15 protein-coding genes are annotated in these 16,108 nt (G+C 47.1%); 14 read left to right on the forward strand and 1 reads right to left on the reverse strand.

Going from position 1 to position 16,108, the window contains the following annotated elements; all coding sequences use genetic code 11:
* Positions 1-6: 6 nt before the first annotated feature.
* From urtC to ureG, 11 genes are all read left to right on the forward strand, one after another.
* The gene (urtC, locus tag OCU90_RS03130; protein ID WP_050052935.1) at positions 7-1,179 is read left to right on the forward strand and encodes an urea ABC transporter permease subunit UrtC; all 1,173 of its coding nucleotides are present in this window, start codon (positions 7-9) and stop codon (positions 1,177-1,179) included.
* Positions 1,176-2,018, forward strand: coding sequence for an urea ABC transporter ATP-binding protein UrtD (gene urtD, locus OCU90_RS03135; RefSeq protein ID WP_004735116.1), 843 nt, complete (start codon positions 1,176-1,178; stop codon positions 2,016-2,018). Before urtC ends, urtD begins: the two co-directional genes overlap by 4 nt.
* A 1-nt stretch (position 2,019) precedes the next feature.
* Positions 2,020-2,715: an urea ABC transporter ATP-binding subunit UrtE gene (urtE, locus tag OCU90_RS03140; RefSeq protein WP_061023931.1), complete on the forward strand. Its 696-nt coding sequence runs from the start codon at positions 2,020-2,022 to the stop codon at positions 2,713-2,715.
* Complete coding sequence (locus OCU90_RS03145; protein ID WP_061023932.1) at positions 2,712-3,659, forward strand: urease accessory protein UreD; 948 nt, start codon at positions 2,712-2,714, stop codon at positions 3,657-3,659. Before urtE ends, OCU90_RS03145 begins: the two co-directional genes overlap by 4 nt.
* Positions 3,660-3,790: 131 nt before the next feature.
* Positions 3,791-4,093, forward strand: a complete 303-nt coding sequence (ureA, locus tag OCU90_RS03150; RefSeq protein ID WP_061023934.1) for an urease subunit gamma — start codon at positions 3,791-3,793, stop codon at positions 4,091-4,093.
* Positions 4,094-4,104: 11 nt separating this feature from the next.
* Positions 4,105-4,440 (forward strand): urease subunit beta, encoded by a 336-nt coding sequence (locus OCU90_RS03155; protein ID WP_061023936.1) that lies wholly within the window; start codon positions 4,105-4,107, stop codon positions 4,438-4,440.
* 39 nt (positions 4,441-4,479) lie between these two features.
* The gene (gene ureC, locus OCU90_RS03160) at positions 4,480-6,183 is read left to right on the forward strand and encodes an urease subunit alpha (protein ID WP_061023938.1); all 1,704 of its coding nucleotides are present in this window, start codon (positions 4,480-4,482) and stop codon (positions 6,181-6,183) included.
* 115 nt (positions 6,184-6,298) lie between these two features.
* Positions 6,299-6,751, forward strand: coding sequence for an urease accessory protein UreE (gene ureE / locus OCU90_RS03165; RefSeq protein ID WP_046223661.1), 453 nt, complete (start codon positions 6,299-6,301; stop codon positions 6,749-6,751).
* 73 nt (positions 6,752-6,824) lie between these two features.
* Positions 6,825-7,421, forward strand: coding sequence for a HupE/UreJ family protein (locus OCU90_RS03170; protein ID WP_061023941.1), 597 nt, complete (start codon positions 6,825-6,827; stop codon positions 7,419-7,421).
* 42 nt (positions 7,422-7,463) lie between these two features.
* Positions 7,464-8,144: an urease accessory protein UreF gene (locus tag OCU90_RS03175; protein ID WP_061023944.1), complete on the forward strand. Its 681-nt coding sequence runs from the start codon at positions 7,464-7,466 to the stop codon at positions 8,142-8,144.
* 46 nt (positions 8,145-8,190) lie between these two features.
* Complete coding sequence (gene ureG / locus OCU90_RS03180) at positions 8,191-8,829, forward strand: urease accessory protein UreG (protein ID WP_017062498.1); 639 nt, start codon at positions 8,191-8,193, stop codon at positions 8,827-8,829.
* 108 nt (positions 8,830-8,937) lie between these two features.
* On the opposite strand, the gene xseA is transcribed toward ureG, so the two are convergent.
* Complete coding sequence (gene xseA / locus OCU90_RS03185; protein ID WP_029222353.1) at positions 8,938-10,284, reverse strand: exodeoxyribonuclease VII large subunit; 1,347 nt, start codon at positions 10,282-10,284, stop codon at positions 8,938-8,940.
* Positions 10,285-10,553: 269 nt separating this feature from the next.
* On the opposite strand from xseA, the gene guaB reads away from it, so the two are divergent.
* From guaB to OCU90_RS03200, 3 genes are all read left to right on the forward strand, one after another.
* Complete coding sequence (gene guaB, locus OCU90_RS03190) at positions 10,554-12,017, forward strand: IMP dehydrogenase (protein ID WP_004735127.1); 1,464 nt, start codon at positions 10,554-10,556, stop codon at positions 12,015-12,017.
* Positions 12,018-12,382: 365 nt separating this feature from the next.
* On the forward strand, positions 12,383-13,936 hold the full coding sequence (gene guaA / locus OCU90_RS03195) for a glutamine-hydrolyzing GMP synthase (protein WP_017079884.1): 1,554 nt from the start codon (positions 12,383-12,385) through the stop codon (positions 13,934-13,936).
* Positions 13,937-14,223: 287 nt separating this feature from the next.
* Positions 14,224-15,921, forward strand: coding sequence for a chitinase (locus OCU90_RS03200; protein ID WP_061023945.1), 1,698 nt, complete (start codon positions 14,224-14,226; stop codon positions 15,919-15,921).
* The last annotated feature ends 187 nt before the right edge of the window (positions 15,922-16,108 follow it).

Genomic DNA, 16,108 nt, shown 5'->3' on the forward strand with positions numbered 1-16,108 from the left:
AACATCATGCAGTCAAAATCATTTGTACTTTCGGCGATGCGTGGTGACAAAGGTGGCCAACTGACCATCCTTGCCATTCTAGCGGCCGTTATTCTTATCCCACTGGCTAACACCATGTTACCCAGTGGGCACCCGCTCCATGTCGAGACTTTCACTATCTCGCTGATGGGCAAATACCTGAGCTACGCAATGTTGGCGTTGGCGCTCGATCTTGTGTGGGGCTATCTCGGAATATTGAGCCTCGGCCATGGTGCTTTCTTTGCGCTTGGTGGTTATGCGATGGGCATGTACTTAATGCGCCAGATTGGTGACCGTGGGGTTTATGGAGATCCAATCCTGCCTGACTTTATGGTGTTCCTTGATTGGTCGGCGTTGCCGTGGTTCTGGCAGGGTTTTGATCAGTTCTGGTTCGCCTGCTTGATGGTGGTGTTGGTGCCGGGCGCATTGGCTTACTTGTTTGGTTACCTTGCTTTCCGCTCTCGCGTGTCCGGGGTTTACCTTTCTATTATGACTCAGGCGTTAACTTACGCATTGATGCTGGCATTTTTCCGTAACGAGATGGGCTTTGGTGGCAACAACGGACTGACAGACTTTAAAGATATTATTGGCCTGAGCTTACAGAGTGATGCGGTCAAGATAGGTCTGTTTGTCGCGACTGGCATTGCGCTCATTCTCAGTTACATCGCTTGTCGTATGGTGGTGACCAGTCGATTAGGTCGTGTGGCATTAGCGATTCGCGATACGGAATCACGCACTCGCTTTATGGGCTACGACGTTGATGGTATCAAGCTGTGGGTCTTCGTTCTTTCAGCGGTTATCGCGGGTATTGCCGGGGCTTTATATGTCCCTCAAGTTGGCATCATTAACCCGGGAGAATTTGCTCCTCTTAACTCGATTGAGATTGTGGTTTGGGTTGCCTTAGGCGGTCGTGCCACTTTGTTTGGCGCCATTGTCGGTGCATTGATCATCAACTACGCCAAGAGCTGGTTTACGGTTGAGTTCCCAGAGGTGTGGTTATTTGCTCTGGGTGGATTATTCGTTCTCTCGACCATGTACTTCCCACAAGGTGTAATTGGCTTTGTCAGTGAAAAATGGCAGCAGCTACGCAAGGCATCAAATGGGAAAAACCAAGATAAAGATAAGGATGATCAGCACAAAGCCAAGGAGGTGATCGCATGACCACATTTAATAGCGTAAAGGAATCGGTTCAGGCGTTCACTCGTCGAGACCAAGTCTTTGATTACCTTAAACCTGATATTCACCCCGCTATCGATACTCGCCACAACGTGCTGTTGTATGTGGAAGGCGTCAACAAAAGTTTCGATGGTTTCCAAGCGATAAACGATCTGAACCTCTACATCAATGAAGGAGAGCTTCGCTGCATCATTGGCCCTAATGGCGCAGGTAAAACCACCATGATGGACATCATCACAGGTAAAACTAAGCCAGATACTGGCGAAGTGTGGTTGGGTTCGAACATCAACTTATTGAAGATGAACGAAGCCGAAATTGCCAATGCAGGCGTTGGGCGTAAATTCCAAAAACCAACTGTGATTGAGTGTTTAACTGTGTGGCAGAACCTTGAATTAGCCATGGCGGGTGATCGCTCCGTGTGGGCGACGTTCACTGCTGTGATGTCTGGTGAGCAGAAAGACAAGCTGACCTCGGTACTTGAGCTGATTCATTTAAAAGACGAAGCGGCGAATTTGGCAGGTAACCTGTCTCACGGTCAGAAACAGTGGTTAGAGATAGGCATGTTATTGATGCAAAACCCTAGGCTATTGCTGGTGGATGAACCCGTTGCAGGCATGACTCACCAAGAGATGGACCGTACCTCTGAGTTACTCAATTCACTGGCAGGTAAGCACTCGGTTGTGGTAGTTGAACACGATATGGATTTCGTTCGTTCTATCGCAAGCCATGTCACCGTGCTTCATCAAGGTCATGTGTTGGCTGAAGGCACCATGGATCAAGTGCAGGCTCACCCTGAAGTTAAACAAGTTTATCTCGGAGAATAGGATGCTAGAGGTTAAATCAGTTAATCAATATTACGGTGAGAGCCACACGCTGTGGGATTTGGATATGCAGATCCCTGAAGGCAAGTGCACAGTGTTAATGGGACGAAACGGTGTCGGTAAAACGACGTTGCTGCAATGCATCATGGGGCTAGTTAAGGTCGAGAGCGGTGACATTTCGTTATCGGGTGAGTCTCTTCTTAAAACCGATGCCGAAGAGCGTGCTCGCCAAGGTATCGGTTATGTGCCGCAAGGTCGCCAGATCTTTCCGATGCTCACGGTTCAAGAAAACCTAGAAGTCGGCTTGCCGATTCGCGAAAAGGGCGACCGTAAGATCCCTGAGTTCATCTTCGATATATTCCCAGTATTAAAAGAGATGCGGCATCGTCGCGGTGGTGACTTATCTGGTGGTCAGCAACAACAACTCGCGATTGGGCGTGCGCTGGTGGTCAATCCAAAACTGTTGATCTTGGATGAACCGACAGAAGGTATTCAGCCCAATATCGTGCAAGAGATTGGCGACATCATTCGCATGCTCAACGAGAAGATGGGACTAACCGTCCTACTTGTTGAGCAGAAGCTGCCATTTGCGAGAAAGGTCGGTGACCGATTTTGCATTATCGACCGTGGTCGTCAGGTAGCAGAAGGTGAAATGAATGGGCTCAATGAGTCCCTGATTAAGGAGTACCTAACCGTATGAGCTCTCTATATTCTTCGAGTGAAGCAATAAACACCTCTTTAGCGGGAGTGTTGTCTCTGAATGAGACCATCGAGCAAGATATCCGAGACGGTTGGCAAGCGAGTTTAAACCTCACCTTTGTCGACCGTGGTGATAAAACCGTTTTAAAGAATCGTCAGCAGTCTGGTCCGCTTGCGGTGCAACGCCCCTTGTATCCTGATGGGGAAACGTGTCACACCTACTTACTTCATCCCCCCGGCGGAGTAGTAGGTGGTGACACACTCAATATTGAAGCGACCATCGAAAGCGGTGCGCATGCGTTGATCACCACACCCGGTGCGACCAAGTTTTATCGCTCAAACAACAAGTACGCTAAGCAGAAGCAAACGCTTCGAGTGAAGAAAGGTGCGCGCTTGGAATGGATGCCGCAAGAGAACATCTTTTTTCCCAATGCACACGTTCGTCTAGATACTGAAATTCGCCTCGAAAAGGGTGCACAGTTTTGGGGTTGGGAGATGCACTGTTTTGGACGCCCTGCACAGAATGAGGGATTTGAGCATGGTCACCTCGTTGGGAAAACAGAAATCTATCTTGATAATCACAGGCTTCTGACTGAAGGCTTTAATTTTCATGGTGGCGATAAGTTAATGATAAATATGGGGTTACTAGATTATTCAATGATGGGGACTTTTTATATCACCTCAAATGAGAAGCAAGATTTAGAGTTGGTACAGAGCTTGCTCTTATCTATTACACAGCAAGCTTCACAGCAATCAGTTACATCAAAAACGTCGAGTGAATCTACATTAATAATGGGTGCAACGCAGATAGAAGGATTGATTGTGGTGCGAGCCTTGGGTAATTGGAGTGAAGATATCCTCCAGGCCTTTGGTCAGATTTGGCAAGCAACTCGCTCTCATTTGTGTGGTACGACTCCTGATTTACCTAGGATTTGGGCGACTTAGCGATTAGCCCTTTTGTACCTAGGGTGACTTCCGGCTCTAGGTACATTTTTTCAAGTTTGCTGTGATTGAATCCCACTTACTGCTCATGCGTTTTGAGCAATAAGAAAACAACACTAACAGCGGGCGGCTAAATGGAATTAACACCAAGAGAAAAAGATAAGCTACTTATCTTCTGCGCAGGAATGCTTGCACAGCAGCGCAAACAAAAAGGCTTAAAACTCAACTATCCAGAATCTATTGCACTGATCAGCAGTGCCATTCTAGAAGGTGCCCGTGAGGGGAGAACCGTTTCGGAATTGATGGATTTGGGACGCACACTTCTTACCGTCGATGACGTTATGGAGGGGATCCCTTCCATGATCCCTGATGTACAAGTCGAAGCTACTTTTCCTGATGGCACCAAGCTGGTGACCGTTCATGAACCTATCGTGTAGGGAGAAGTAATATGGCTGGTTCCACAAAACAATACTCAGGATTCGTTCCCGGAAAAGTAGAAACCGCACCGGGTGATATCACTCTCAATGAAGGCCGCGCCACGACGTCCGTTAAGGTACAAAACATTGGCGATCGTCCTGTTCAAATTGGCTCTCATTACCACTTCTATGAAGCAAACCCTTCGCTGATCTTTGACCGAGAGGCCACTAAAGGTTTTCGACTCAATATCCCTGCGGGCACTGCAACCCGCTTTGAGCCGGGTCAGTTGCGCAGCGTCGAGTTAGTACGTTACGCCGGTAAGTTAGAGATCTATGGCTTCCAAGGAAAGGTGATGGGCAAGCTCTAAGCGCTCCCACGGAATAATGAAAATAACAAAGGATTGAACATGGCGACGATATCCAGACAGGCTTACGCCGAAATGTTTGGGCCAACAGTCGGTGACCGAGTGCGTCTTGCTGACACTGATTTATGGCTAGAAGTTGAAAAAGATTACACCGTATACGGCGACGAAGTGAAATTCGGCGGCGGCAAAGTTATCCGTGATGGACAAGGGCAAAGCCAACGTCCAAGTGCCGAAACGCCAGATTTGGTGATCACCAACGCGATTGTGTTGGATTACTGGGGCATTGTAAAAGCAGATGTCGCCATCAAAGATGGCCGCGTTCAGGCATTGGGCAAAGCGGGCAACCCAGACGTTCAACCGGGCGTTGATATTGTGATTGGCCCGGGCACGGAGATTTTAGCGGGCGAAGGCTCAATTCTGACTGCTGGTGGCATTGATTCACACATTCACTTTATCTGCCCACAACAGATTGAAGAAGCACTGGCGTCAGGTGTGACAACCATGATTGGCGGAGGCACTGGGCCAAACACCGGTACTAACGCGACCACATGTACGCCGGGACCTTGGAACATGCACCGTATGCTGGAGTCACTCGATCAATTCCCGATGAACTTTGGTTTGTTAGGCAAAGGCAATGCAAGTCAGCCTGAAGCATTACGTGAACAAGTAACGGCAGGCGCAGTGGGTTTGAAGTTGCACGAAGACTGGGGAACCACACCCGCTTCCATCGATACTTGTTTAAGTGTTGCGGACGAGATGGACGTACAAGTTGCTATTCATACCGATACTCTCAACGAATCTGGTTTTGTTGAATCGACACTTGGCGCAATTGGCGACCGCGTGATTCATACCTACCACACTGAAGGTGCAGGCGGTGGTCATGCTCCCGATATTATCCGTGCGGCAGGTGAACCAAACGTTCTGCCTTCTTCGACCAACCCAACACGACCTTACACGGTCAATACGGTCGATGAGCATTTAGACATGTTGATGGTGTGTCACCATCTTTCACCATCGATTGCGGAAGATGTCGCGTTCGCCGAATCGCGTATCCGCCGTGAAACCATTGCCGCAGAAGACATTCTTCATGACTTAGGCGCGTTCTCGATGATCGCCTCGGATTCTCAAGCAATGGGGCGAGTGGGTGAAGTAGTGACTCGCACGTGGCAAACCGCACACAAGATGAAAGTGCAGCGTGGCAGCCTAAAAGAAGATTCAGACTACAGCGATAACTTCCGATTAAGACGCTATGTCGCTAAGTACACCATCAACCCTGCGATCACTCATGGTATGTCTCATGAAATCGGTTCTGTTGAAGCGGGGAAATTAGCTGACCTAGTTCTATGGAAGCCAGCCTTCTTTGGCGTGAAACCAAGCGTGATTTTGAAAGGCGGCATGATCGCCATGGCACCAATGGGTGACCCGAACGCTTCTATCCCAACCCCTCAGCCAGTTCACTATCGCTCTATGTTTGGTAGCTACGGCAAGGCGTGTCAGAACACATCGATGTTGTTTGTTTCCAAGGAAGCCAAAGCACAGAACATCGATAAGCAATTGGGTTTGCAGAGCTTGATTGGTGTTGTGAGCAACTGCCGAAATATCAGCAAAGCCGACATGAAGCTTAACGATTGGATGCCGAAGATTGAGGTCGACTCTCAGACGTACCAAGTGCGCGCCGATGGTGAATTACTGACGTGTGAGCCTGCTGAAGAGCTGCCAATGGCTCAGCGGTACTTTCTATTTTAAGAGCTCGGCTGAAGGCTCTTATTTTAGACCTTTAGCTGAAACTCGTATTTTAGCTCTTGGCTGAGGGCTCTTATTTTGAACGTTATAAATCTCACAAGGAGATTGAGGTAATAGCATGATTGAACTGACTCAACTGAATACTCAAATACAAAATGCACCGGACGGCTATTTAAGCCTGCCGATCGATAGCCGCATTAAAAGCCGTCTTAAGGTGATGCTAGATGACGGGCGCAATGCAGGGTTGTTTCTACCACGAGGTCATATCTTGCGTGGTGGCGAACAACTCTCAAGTGAATGTGGTTTAGTCGTAGAAGTGAAAGCGGCACCGGAAACCGTTTCGACGGTTTATTGTGAAGACCCACACTTGCTAACGCGAGTGGCGTATCACCTTGGCAACCGTCATGTTCCGCTGCAAGTGGAAGCGGGTTGGGTTCGTTACCAACACGACCATGTTTTGGATGAAATGGTTGAAGGTTTAGGCGCGACAGTGACCACCGAGAAACAACCGTTTGAACCTGAAGGTGGCGCTTATGGCGGTCGCTCTGGTGGACATCATCACCATCATTAATCGAGTCATTTGAGACTCACCCATTTATAGATACAACCACGATATTAATAACTATAAACGCAAGGAACTCGCGATGAACTTTAAAACAGCTGCAGGCTTATGCACTTTCACAATAGCTTCTCTAACAACATCGACATTGGCATTGGCTCACCCGGGGCACGGTTCGCATTCGGTTCATGAGTCTCACTCATTTATGTCTGGCTTAACTCACCCGGTTACAGGTATGGATCACCTGATCATGTTGATCGCTTTTGGTCTGTTAATTGGCGCACTTTCATTTTCCACCAAGACAAAAGCCGCTTTGATTGGCGGCGGGTTAGTGTCTTTGGTGGTAGGACTCATCGCAGGTCAAGCCTTAGGTTTCTCTGTGATTGTTGAACCAGCGATCATCGCTTCTCTATTCGTCGTCAGCTTATGTTTATGGCACGTGTTCTCACCATCAACCAAGCGTGTGAACAGTGTATTAGCGGCTTCGATTGGCATGTTGTTTTTCCATGGTTATGCGCATGGCGTTGAAGCTGCAGGTAACCTAACTCAGTTTGCAGCGGGTATGAGCATCACAGCTTTGGCTCTGATGGTTATAGGTGCTTTTGTTGGCCGCGCGGTTTACTCAAAATGGATGTCGGTTGGCGTGGCTTCAGCAAGCGCACTATTACTGCTAGGCGCATAAGCTCTCGAACTTTTTCGATTCTAGAAAATTGAGGGCACGATTATGACCACAACAGAAAATGTCGCCATCTATCGTCTGTTTCAATTGATCAGTCCGTCATTGCCAATTGGTGGGTTTACATACTCGCAAGGCCTTGAGTTAGCGGTTGAAGCGGGTTGGGTGACCGATCGTAACAGTATGGAACAGTGGCTCAATACCATCGTCAGCTCCAGTGTCGCGACTTTGGAATTGCCCATCTTAGAGCGTCTTTACCACGCTCTAGAAAAGGGTGAACTCGATGAGATTGAGCACTGGTGTAACTACCTGTACTCAAGCCGTGAAACCAGTGAATTGCGAGCGGAAGAGAAACAGCGTGGGCAAGCATTGAATACTTTGTTGAAGCGCTTAGATATCGATATTTCGCTGGTGGACTCTGTTGATAGTCATCCCAACCAATTGTTGGGCATGTGTATGGCGGCCCAGCATTGGGGTATTGATTTAGAAAGTCTCAAGCAGGGTTACTTATGGAGTTGGCTTGAAAATATCGTTACTGCAGGCGTGAAACTGGTGCCTTTAGGTCAAACCGATGGGCAGTTGGCATTGATTAATATCACCAACACCTTTCCTGAGGTAATCGAAAAGGCCCGCACGATAGAAGATTGGATGGTAGGCAGCTTTTCGCCATCAATGGCATTAGCAAGTTCACTGCACGAAACACAATACACACGACTATTTCGTTCGTAGCGGTCAGCGCGAACGATGTAGTAAAAAGAATATAAGGAAGTAGACAATGGAAAGTTATAAGCAACCACTTCGAATTGGTATTGGCGGCCCGGTAGGGTCTGGTAAAACAGCATTGTTAGAGGTGCTATGTAAGGCGATTAGAGACAAGCTCAACATTGCCGTAGTAACCAACGACATCTACACCCAAGAAGATGCAAAGATACTCACGCGAGCAGAAGCGCTGGAACCAGATCGCATCATTGGTGTTGAAACGGGTGGCTGTCCGCACACTGCAATTCGTGAAGATGCCTCGATGAACTTAGCTGCAGTCGAAGAGCTTGCTAAGCTGCACAAAAACCTCGATGTGGTATTCGTCGAAAGCGGTGGTGACAACCTCAGTGCCACGTTCAGCCCTGAGTTAGCCGACCTTACTATCTATGTAATCGATGTGGCGGAAGGGGAGAAGATCCCACGTAAAGGCGGGCCGGGTATTACACGTTCTGATCTGCTGGTTATCAACAAGATCGATTTAGCACCGTATGTTGGTGCGTCACTTGAGGTGATGGAGCAAGACACTCAACGCATGCGACCAACTAAGCCATACGTGTTCACCAACCTAAAAGAGAGCCAAGGTTTAGATTTCATCATTAACTTTATTGTGACGGAAGGGATGCTAACCATGAAGGAGCCTTCTACGACTGAGTAGGATTTGAATCAGGTCGTTTGCTTTTGAAGCCAATAGACACAAAAAAGCCCTGTCGATTATTCGATAGGGCTTTCTGGTTTTAAATGATTTTTAACGTCCTCGTTGAATCTAAAGCTCGCTCTTCGCGACTCTTGTTGTCACTTGCGATTCAATTACACCGTCTTCAACTTGAGTGGTGATCACTTCACCTACTTCTACGTCATTAATCGATGACACGGTCTTACTCGATGCTGAATGAGTAATGCTGTAGCCACGCTTTAGGGTAGCAAGTGGACTAACGGTCTCTAACTTCTCGGCAGCCATGGCTAGCTGGTGACGAGTGGTTAGCAGTGTTTTATCCATCGCATCTAATAGCTTTTGCTCTGAACGTTGTAGATGCAGTTTTTGTTCACCAAGGCGCTTTACTGGTGAGTTCAACTGAAGCTGGTGCTGTTTACGTTCAACACGCTGTGCATGTTGTTTTAGGTATTGAGTCATACCACGACGTAAACGCATGTCTAAGTCATCAAGCTGCTGACTCTGCTTTTGCAGTTGGTAGCTCGGGTGTTGTTTCTCTAAGCGGTATTTCAACGTTTGAGTTGATTGTGCTTGTTTGATTAGCACATGACGAATCGCACTCACTAAACGAGCACGTTTAGACGCATAAGCTTGCTCTTTATGACTGTTGTCACGGCTAACCAATTCAGCGGCTGCTGATGGCGTTGGAGCACGCATATCTGCCACGAAATCCGCGATAGTGACATCAACTTCATGGCCAACGGCGCTGATAATCGGTATTTGGCTTGCTGCAATTGTGCGAGCGACGATCTCGTTATTGAAACACCATAAGTCTTCTAATGAACCGCCACCACGACCAACGATCAATACATCACATTCGTCGCGCTCATTCGCACGTCCAATCGCTTGAGCGATCTGAATCGAAGCTCCTTCACCTTGTACCATGGTCGGATACACGATGACTGGCAATGACGGGTCGCGTCTTTTCAGTACATCGAGAATATCGAAGAGGGCTGCACCTGTTTTAGAGGTGATAACACCAACGCACTTAGGATGTTCTGGCAGAATTTGCTTACTGGACTGGGCAAATAGCCCTTCTGCAGCGAGGTTCATCTTAAGCTTTTCAAACTCTTGCTGAAGCTTACCATCACCCTCTGGCTGCATGCTTTCGATGATGAGTTGATAGTCACCGCGTGGCTCATAAAGAGACAGACGTGCTTTGACTAAAACTTGATTACCGTTCTGAGGCTTAAAAGTCACACGGCGGTTATTGCCACGAAACATAGCGCACTTAACTTGAGCGCGAGAGTCTTTAAGCGTGAGGTACCAGTGACCAGAGACAGGTGCAGAGAAATTTGAGATTTCACCAACGAGCCAGACTATTCCCATTTCGTTTTCTAATAGGAGACGAACCTCTGAGTTGAGGCGAGAAACAGTAAAGATGTTTGGATTAGTCATAGAAGCACTATCTTTCCTTGAAGGAAGGTCTTTCTTGGAATCTCACAGGGCGTGAGTATGGAAGATAGCGGCAATATAATACATAGCAAGGGGGTAAATGCAAATTAAAAATACAAAAATGTGTAGCCAAGCGATTTCGTTGGCCGTATAATCCGTCCGCAATATCTAATCCAAATGCAGTTTGATTTTCCTTAATTGGCTGCCCTCATTAGGCGAAACGATGAGATTGGATTGTTTCTTTTTACTCCTATTATTGTGAGATATTGCAAATGCTAAGAATTGCCAAAGAAGCGCTGACATTCGACGACGTACTGCTAGTGCCAGCACACTCCACCGTTCTCCCTAATACAGCTGATCTTCGCACTCAGCTGACGAAGAATATTTCCCTAAACATCCCAATGATCTCTGCATCGATGGATACTGTGACAGAAGCTCGCCTAGCGATTGCACTGGCACAAGAAGGCGGAATAGGCTTCATTCATAAGAACATGTCTATTGAACAGCAAGCTGAAATGGTTCGCCAGGTTAAAATTTACGAAGCAGGTGTGGTTTCTCACCCTGTTACTGTAAACCCTGACGCGACAATCGCTGATGTTGTAGCCCTTACTCAAAAACACGGCTTTGCCGGTTTCCCTGTTGTTACTGAAACAAACGAACTTGTTGGTATTATTACTGGCCGTGACGTTCGCTTTGTGACTGACCTTTCTAAGAAAGTTGATGTAGTAATGACGCCTAAAGCTCGCCTTGCTTCTGTTAAAGAAGGTGCAACTCGTGAAGAAGTTCAAGAGAAAATGCACGAAGCGCGCGTTGAAAAAGTTCTTGTTGTAAATGATGACTTCCAACTAACTGGAATGATCACTGCAAAAGATTTCCATAAAGCAGAACGTAAACCAAACGCTTGTAAAGATGAGCGCGGCAGCCTACGTGTAGGTGCAGCTGTTGGTGCTGGTGCTGGTAACGAAGAGCGCGTTGCTGCTCTAGTTGAAGCTGGCGTAGACGTTCTACTTATCGACTCTTCACATGGTCACTCTGAAGGCGTACTTAACCGTATCCGTGATACGCGTGCTGCATACCCTGATCTACAAATCATCGGTGGTAACGTAGCAACTGGCGCTGGTGCTCGTGCTCTTATCGAAGCCGGTGTTAGTGCGGTTAAAGTAGGTATCGGCCCGGGTTCAATCTGTACGACTCGTATCGTTACTGGTGTTGGTGTTCCTCAAGTAACAGCAATCGCAGACGCAGCTGAAGTGGCTAACGAATACGGTATTCCAGTAATCGCAGATGGCGGCATTCGCTTCTCTGGCGATATCTGTAAAGCTATCGTTGCTGGCGCATCTTGTGTGATGGTTGGTTCAATGTTCGCGGGTACTGAAGAAGCACCGGGTGAAGTTATCCTTTATAACGGTCGTTCTTACAAGTCTTACCGTGGTATGGGTTCTCTTGGCGCTATGTCTCAAGGTTCTTCTGACCGTTACTTCCAATCTGACAACGCTGCAGACAAGCTTGTTCCAGAAGGTATTGAAGGTCGTATCGCATACAAAGGTCGTCTAAAAGAGATCGTTCACCAACAGATGGGCGGTCTACGCTCAAGCATGGGCCTAACGGGTTCTGCAACTGTTGAAGACATGCGTACTAAAGCTGAGTTTGTTCGTATCTCTGGTGCGGGCATGAAAGAATCTCACGTACACGATGTTCAAATCACGAAAGAAGCACCTAACTACCGTTTAGGTTAATAATACGTCCAAACGTTTGAATAATGTGCTGATTTAGTCGGCACATTAATATACCAATCGTAGTAAATAACTGGTCATCCTAGCTTGTTAAAAACCTCGATAACTTCGTTAGAATTTTTGATTGTAGAATAACTACTTATCAGAAAATCCTGCCTTGTTTTCAAGCTTTTTTCCTGCGCTATTCCTGAACACTTACTTACTGTGATTGGTATTATATCTAAAGCCTGTTTTGTTGAACGTATGATTTTTGCAAAACATCGCCTTACAGATAACCTACGAAAACGTTTGCTTTATTTCTTGAAGAGTTAATCAGAGGTGAGTAAACTCGCCTCCGTTTTATCACATAGCCAATAAGACTGCTTACAATGACTAAAAATATTCATGACCAACGTATTCTAATTCTGGACTTCGGTTCTCAATACACACAGCTAGTAGCTCGTCGTATTCGTGAGATCGGTGTTTACTGTGAACTTTGGAGCTGGGACGTAGAAGAAGCGGATATTCGTGAATTCAATCCAGACGGTATCATCCTATCTGGTGGCCCTGAAAGTGTAACGGAAGAGAATTCTCCACGTGCACCTCAGTACGTATTTGATTCAGGTGTTCCTGTCTTCGGTATCTGCTACGGCATGCAAACTATGGCTGAGCAACTTGGCGGTAAAGTAGCAACGTCTACTGAGCGCGAGTTCGGCTATGCAGCGGTACAAGTAACGGGTGAATCTGCACTTTTCGCTGACCTTGAGACAACTCAAGACGTTTGGATGAGCCACGGTGACAAAGTGGTTGAAATCCCTGCTGATTTTACAAAAATCGCAGAGACAGACACTTGCCCATACGCAGCAATGGCAAACGAAGATAAGAAATACTACGGTGTTCAATTCCACCCAGAAGTAACACACACTAAAAACGGCCTAAAAATGCTTGAGAACTTCGTTCTTAACGCGTGTGGTTGTGAAGGTCTGTGGACTTCAGCGTCTATCATTGAAGATGCAGTTGCACGCATTAAAGAACAAGTAGGTGACGACGAAGTTATCCTTGGTCTTTCTGGTGGTGTTGATTCATCTGTAGTTGCGATGCTTGCTCACCGCGCTATCGGCGACAAACTAACATGTGTATTTGTTGATAACGGCCTTCTTCGTTTAAACGAAGGCGAGCAGGTTATGGACATGTTTGGTGACAAATTCGGCCTTAACATCATTAAAGTTGATGCTGAAGAACGTTTCCTTAACGCTCTGGAAGGCGAAGCTGAACCAGAAGCGAAACGTAAGATCATCGGTCACGTATTCGTAGATATCTTCGACGAAGAGTCTAAGAAACTGAAGAATGCTAAATGGCTTGCTCAGGGTACTATCTACCCAGACGTCATCGAGTCTGCAGCATCTAAGACTGGCAAAGCACACGTAATCAAATCTCACCACAACGTTGGTGGCCTTCCTGATGATATGGAAATGGGCCTTGTTGAGCCTCTACGTGAGCTGTTTAAAGATGAAGTACGTAAGATCGGCCTAGAGCTTGGTCTTCCATACAACATGCTTTACCGCCACCCATTCCCGGGTCCAGGTCTAGGTGTTCGTGTACTTGGCGAAGTGAAGAAAGAGTACTGTGATTTACTGCGTCGTGCTGATGCTATCTTCATTGAAGAGCTTCACGCTGCTGACCTTTACCACAAAGTATCTCAAGCATTCACGGTATTCCTACCAGTACGTTCAGTTGGCGTAATGGGCGATGGCCGTAAGTACGATTGGGTTGTATCTCTACGTGCTGTAGAAACTATCGACTTCATGACTGCTCACTGGGCACACCTACCATACGACTTCCTAGGTAAGGTTTCTAACCGCATTATCAACGAAGTTAACGGCATCTCACGTGTTGTTTACGATATTTCTGGTAAGCCACCAGCAACTATCGAGTGGGAATAATCTCTTAGAGATTTAACCAGTTTTGATTAAGCTCTTAAGCCTCGAACTCGTTCGGGGCTTTTTTCTTTCTGATTCAGGGTATTAAAGAGCTATATATAACCGCTAGAAACCGAATGAGTTGGAAACTAGATATCAGCTCAAGAAAGTATGAGACGCGTTGTTACGTTTAACTATACATAAAACTATCACTCGCATTTTTTATAAATTCATACCGCAACAACTAGGTCATTTCCCACGCGCCGCATACTCTTTGATGGACTTATTAAGGACAGATAAGAGAATCCATCATGTTAAAAATCAAATATTTGGCGACAGTGCTCGGCTGCACATTGGCAGCGCAGAGTCATGCGTCTTTGAACATCCAACCTGATCCGCAAAACCCGAATGGTTACCTTGTTGAAAAGTCGGCCCTACAAGCTGCTGAACAAGCGAAAACATCCGATCCTATGTATGCGATCTGGTCACAAGCATTACAGACTCGTCCCAATAGTATTGTTGAAGCGATAGAACCGGGCTTAGCCTCGAATCCTGAAAACGTGAAACGAGTCGAGCGTGTATTCCCCCAATCTGAATGGGATTTCCTCACTCAAATGGCTGCGCCAGAATATACTTACACTCGCTTCTTACGTGCGATTGGCAAATTCCCAGCCTTCTGTGGAGAGTACACCGACGGCCGTGACTCCGACGCCATTTGTAAAAAATCCATCATTACGGCCTTTGCTCACTTCTCACAAGAGACGGGCGGTCACATTGCGATAGACAACACCTCTGATAATCCATTAGCTCTCGAAGAGTGGCAGCAAGCGCTGGTGCATGTTCGTGAAATGGGTTGGTCTGAAGGCCAAGAAGGTTATACCACGGGTTGTGGTCAGAACGATTGGCAGAATGCACGTTGGCCATGTGCCGCGGGGCAGGGTTACTTCGGACGTGGTGCTAAACAGCTTTCTTACCATTTTAACTACGGCGCGTTCTCGGAAGTGATGTTTGATGGTGATGCGACGGTTCTATTGAATAATCCGGGTTTAGTGGCGGATTCTTGGTTGAACTTGGCTTCTGCTATCTGGTTCTTCCTTACGCCTCAAGCGCCTAAACCAGCCATGCTGCACGTGATTGACCGTACTTGGACGCCCTCTCAACGCGAGTTGGATGCGGGAATTGGTTATGGCTTTGGTACCACGATCAATGTGATTAATGGTGGTATCGAGTGTGGTGAGCAGAACAAAGACAAAGGCCAACCCGTTAACCGTATTCGTTATTGGGAAGGGTTAGCGGCGCACTATCAAATTCCGGTAGAAGCGGATGAAGCCAATACTTGTTGGCAGCAAACGCCTTACGGAAGCTTGAATCTCAACGGCGCGACCGATGTGTTGTACACCAACTGGGATGGTAACTGGAAATACTACGCAGACCGCCCAGAAGGCTACTCATTTGAATGTGAGTTGGTTGGATTCCAAACGGCATATTCAGCGCTAGTGGCTGGCGATTACGAGAAGTGTGTGACCAACTTTTATGGTTCTCATGCGAGCTGGCCTGAAGTGAAAGTGGTCGATAAGCTTGATCCGGTAGACCCTGGAACTGATCCGGGTGTTAATGGTTGGAGTGCGACTAAGGTTTACAACGCGGGTGACCAAGTGACTCACAACGGCGCAACCTACGAAGCGAAATGGTGGACACAAGGGGATGACCCTGCCAATGGCGGCCCTTGGAAGTTGATTGCTGGAGAGCCAACACCACCCGTAGTCACCGATCCTGCGCCAGTCGATCCTACACCTGTTGACCCAACACCAGTTGAACCACCTGTTACCGAGCCGCCTGTCGTCGTTGACCCATCGGTGTTTATCACATGGCAAGCGGGCGTTAGCCAAGTGAGTAACGGTGATAAAGTGACGCATAACGGCAAGTGTTTCGTGGCTAAAAACGGCCCGGGTGTATGGGAAAGCCCTGTTCAGTCGAATTGGTTCTGGGATGAAATTAGCTGTAATTGATCGTTTGAATACTGAAAAGCGGTCTAACCGACGAGTTCAGTAATACGACCATAATGATATAAATAATCAAAAGCCGAAAGTTTCTACTTTCGGCTTTTTTTCGTTTCGAACTTGGCTATCTAAGGAGGGATATTGGTCTATTTGGCTATGTTGAAGCGCATTTAAAGACTAATTATCCAGTTAGAGG

The organism is Vibrio splendidus (assembly GCF_024347615.1).
In the GTDB taxonomy this organism is placed as follows: Bacteria; Pseudomonadota; Gammaproteobacteria; order Enterobacterales; family Vibrionaceae; genus Vibrio; species Vibrio splendidus.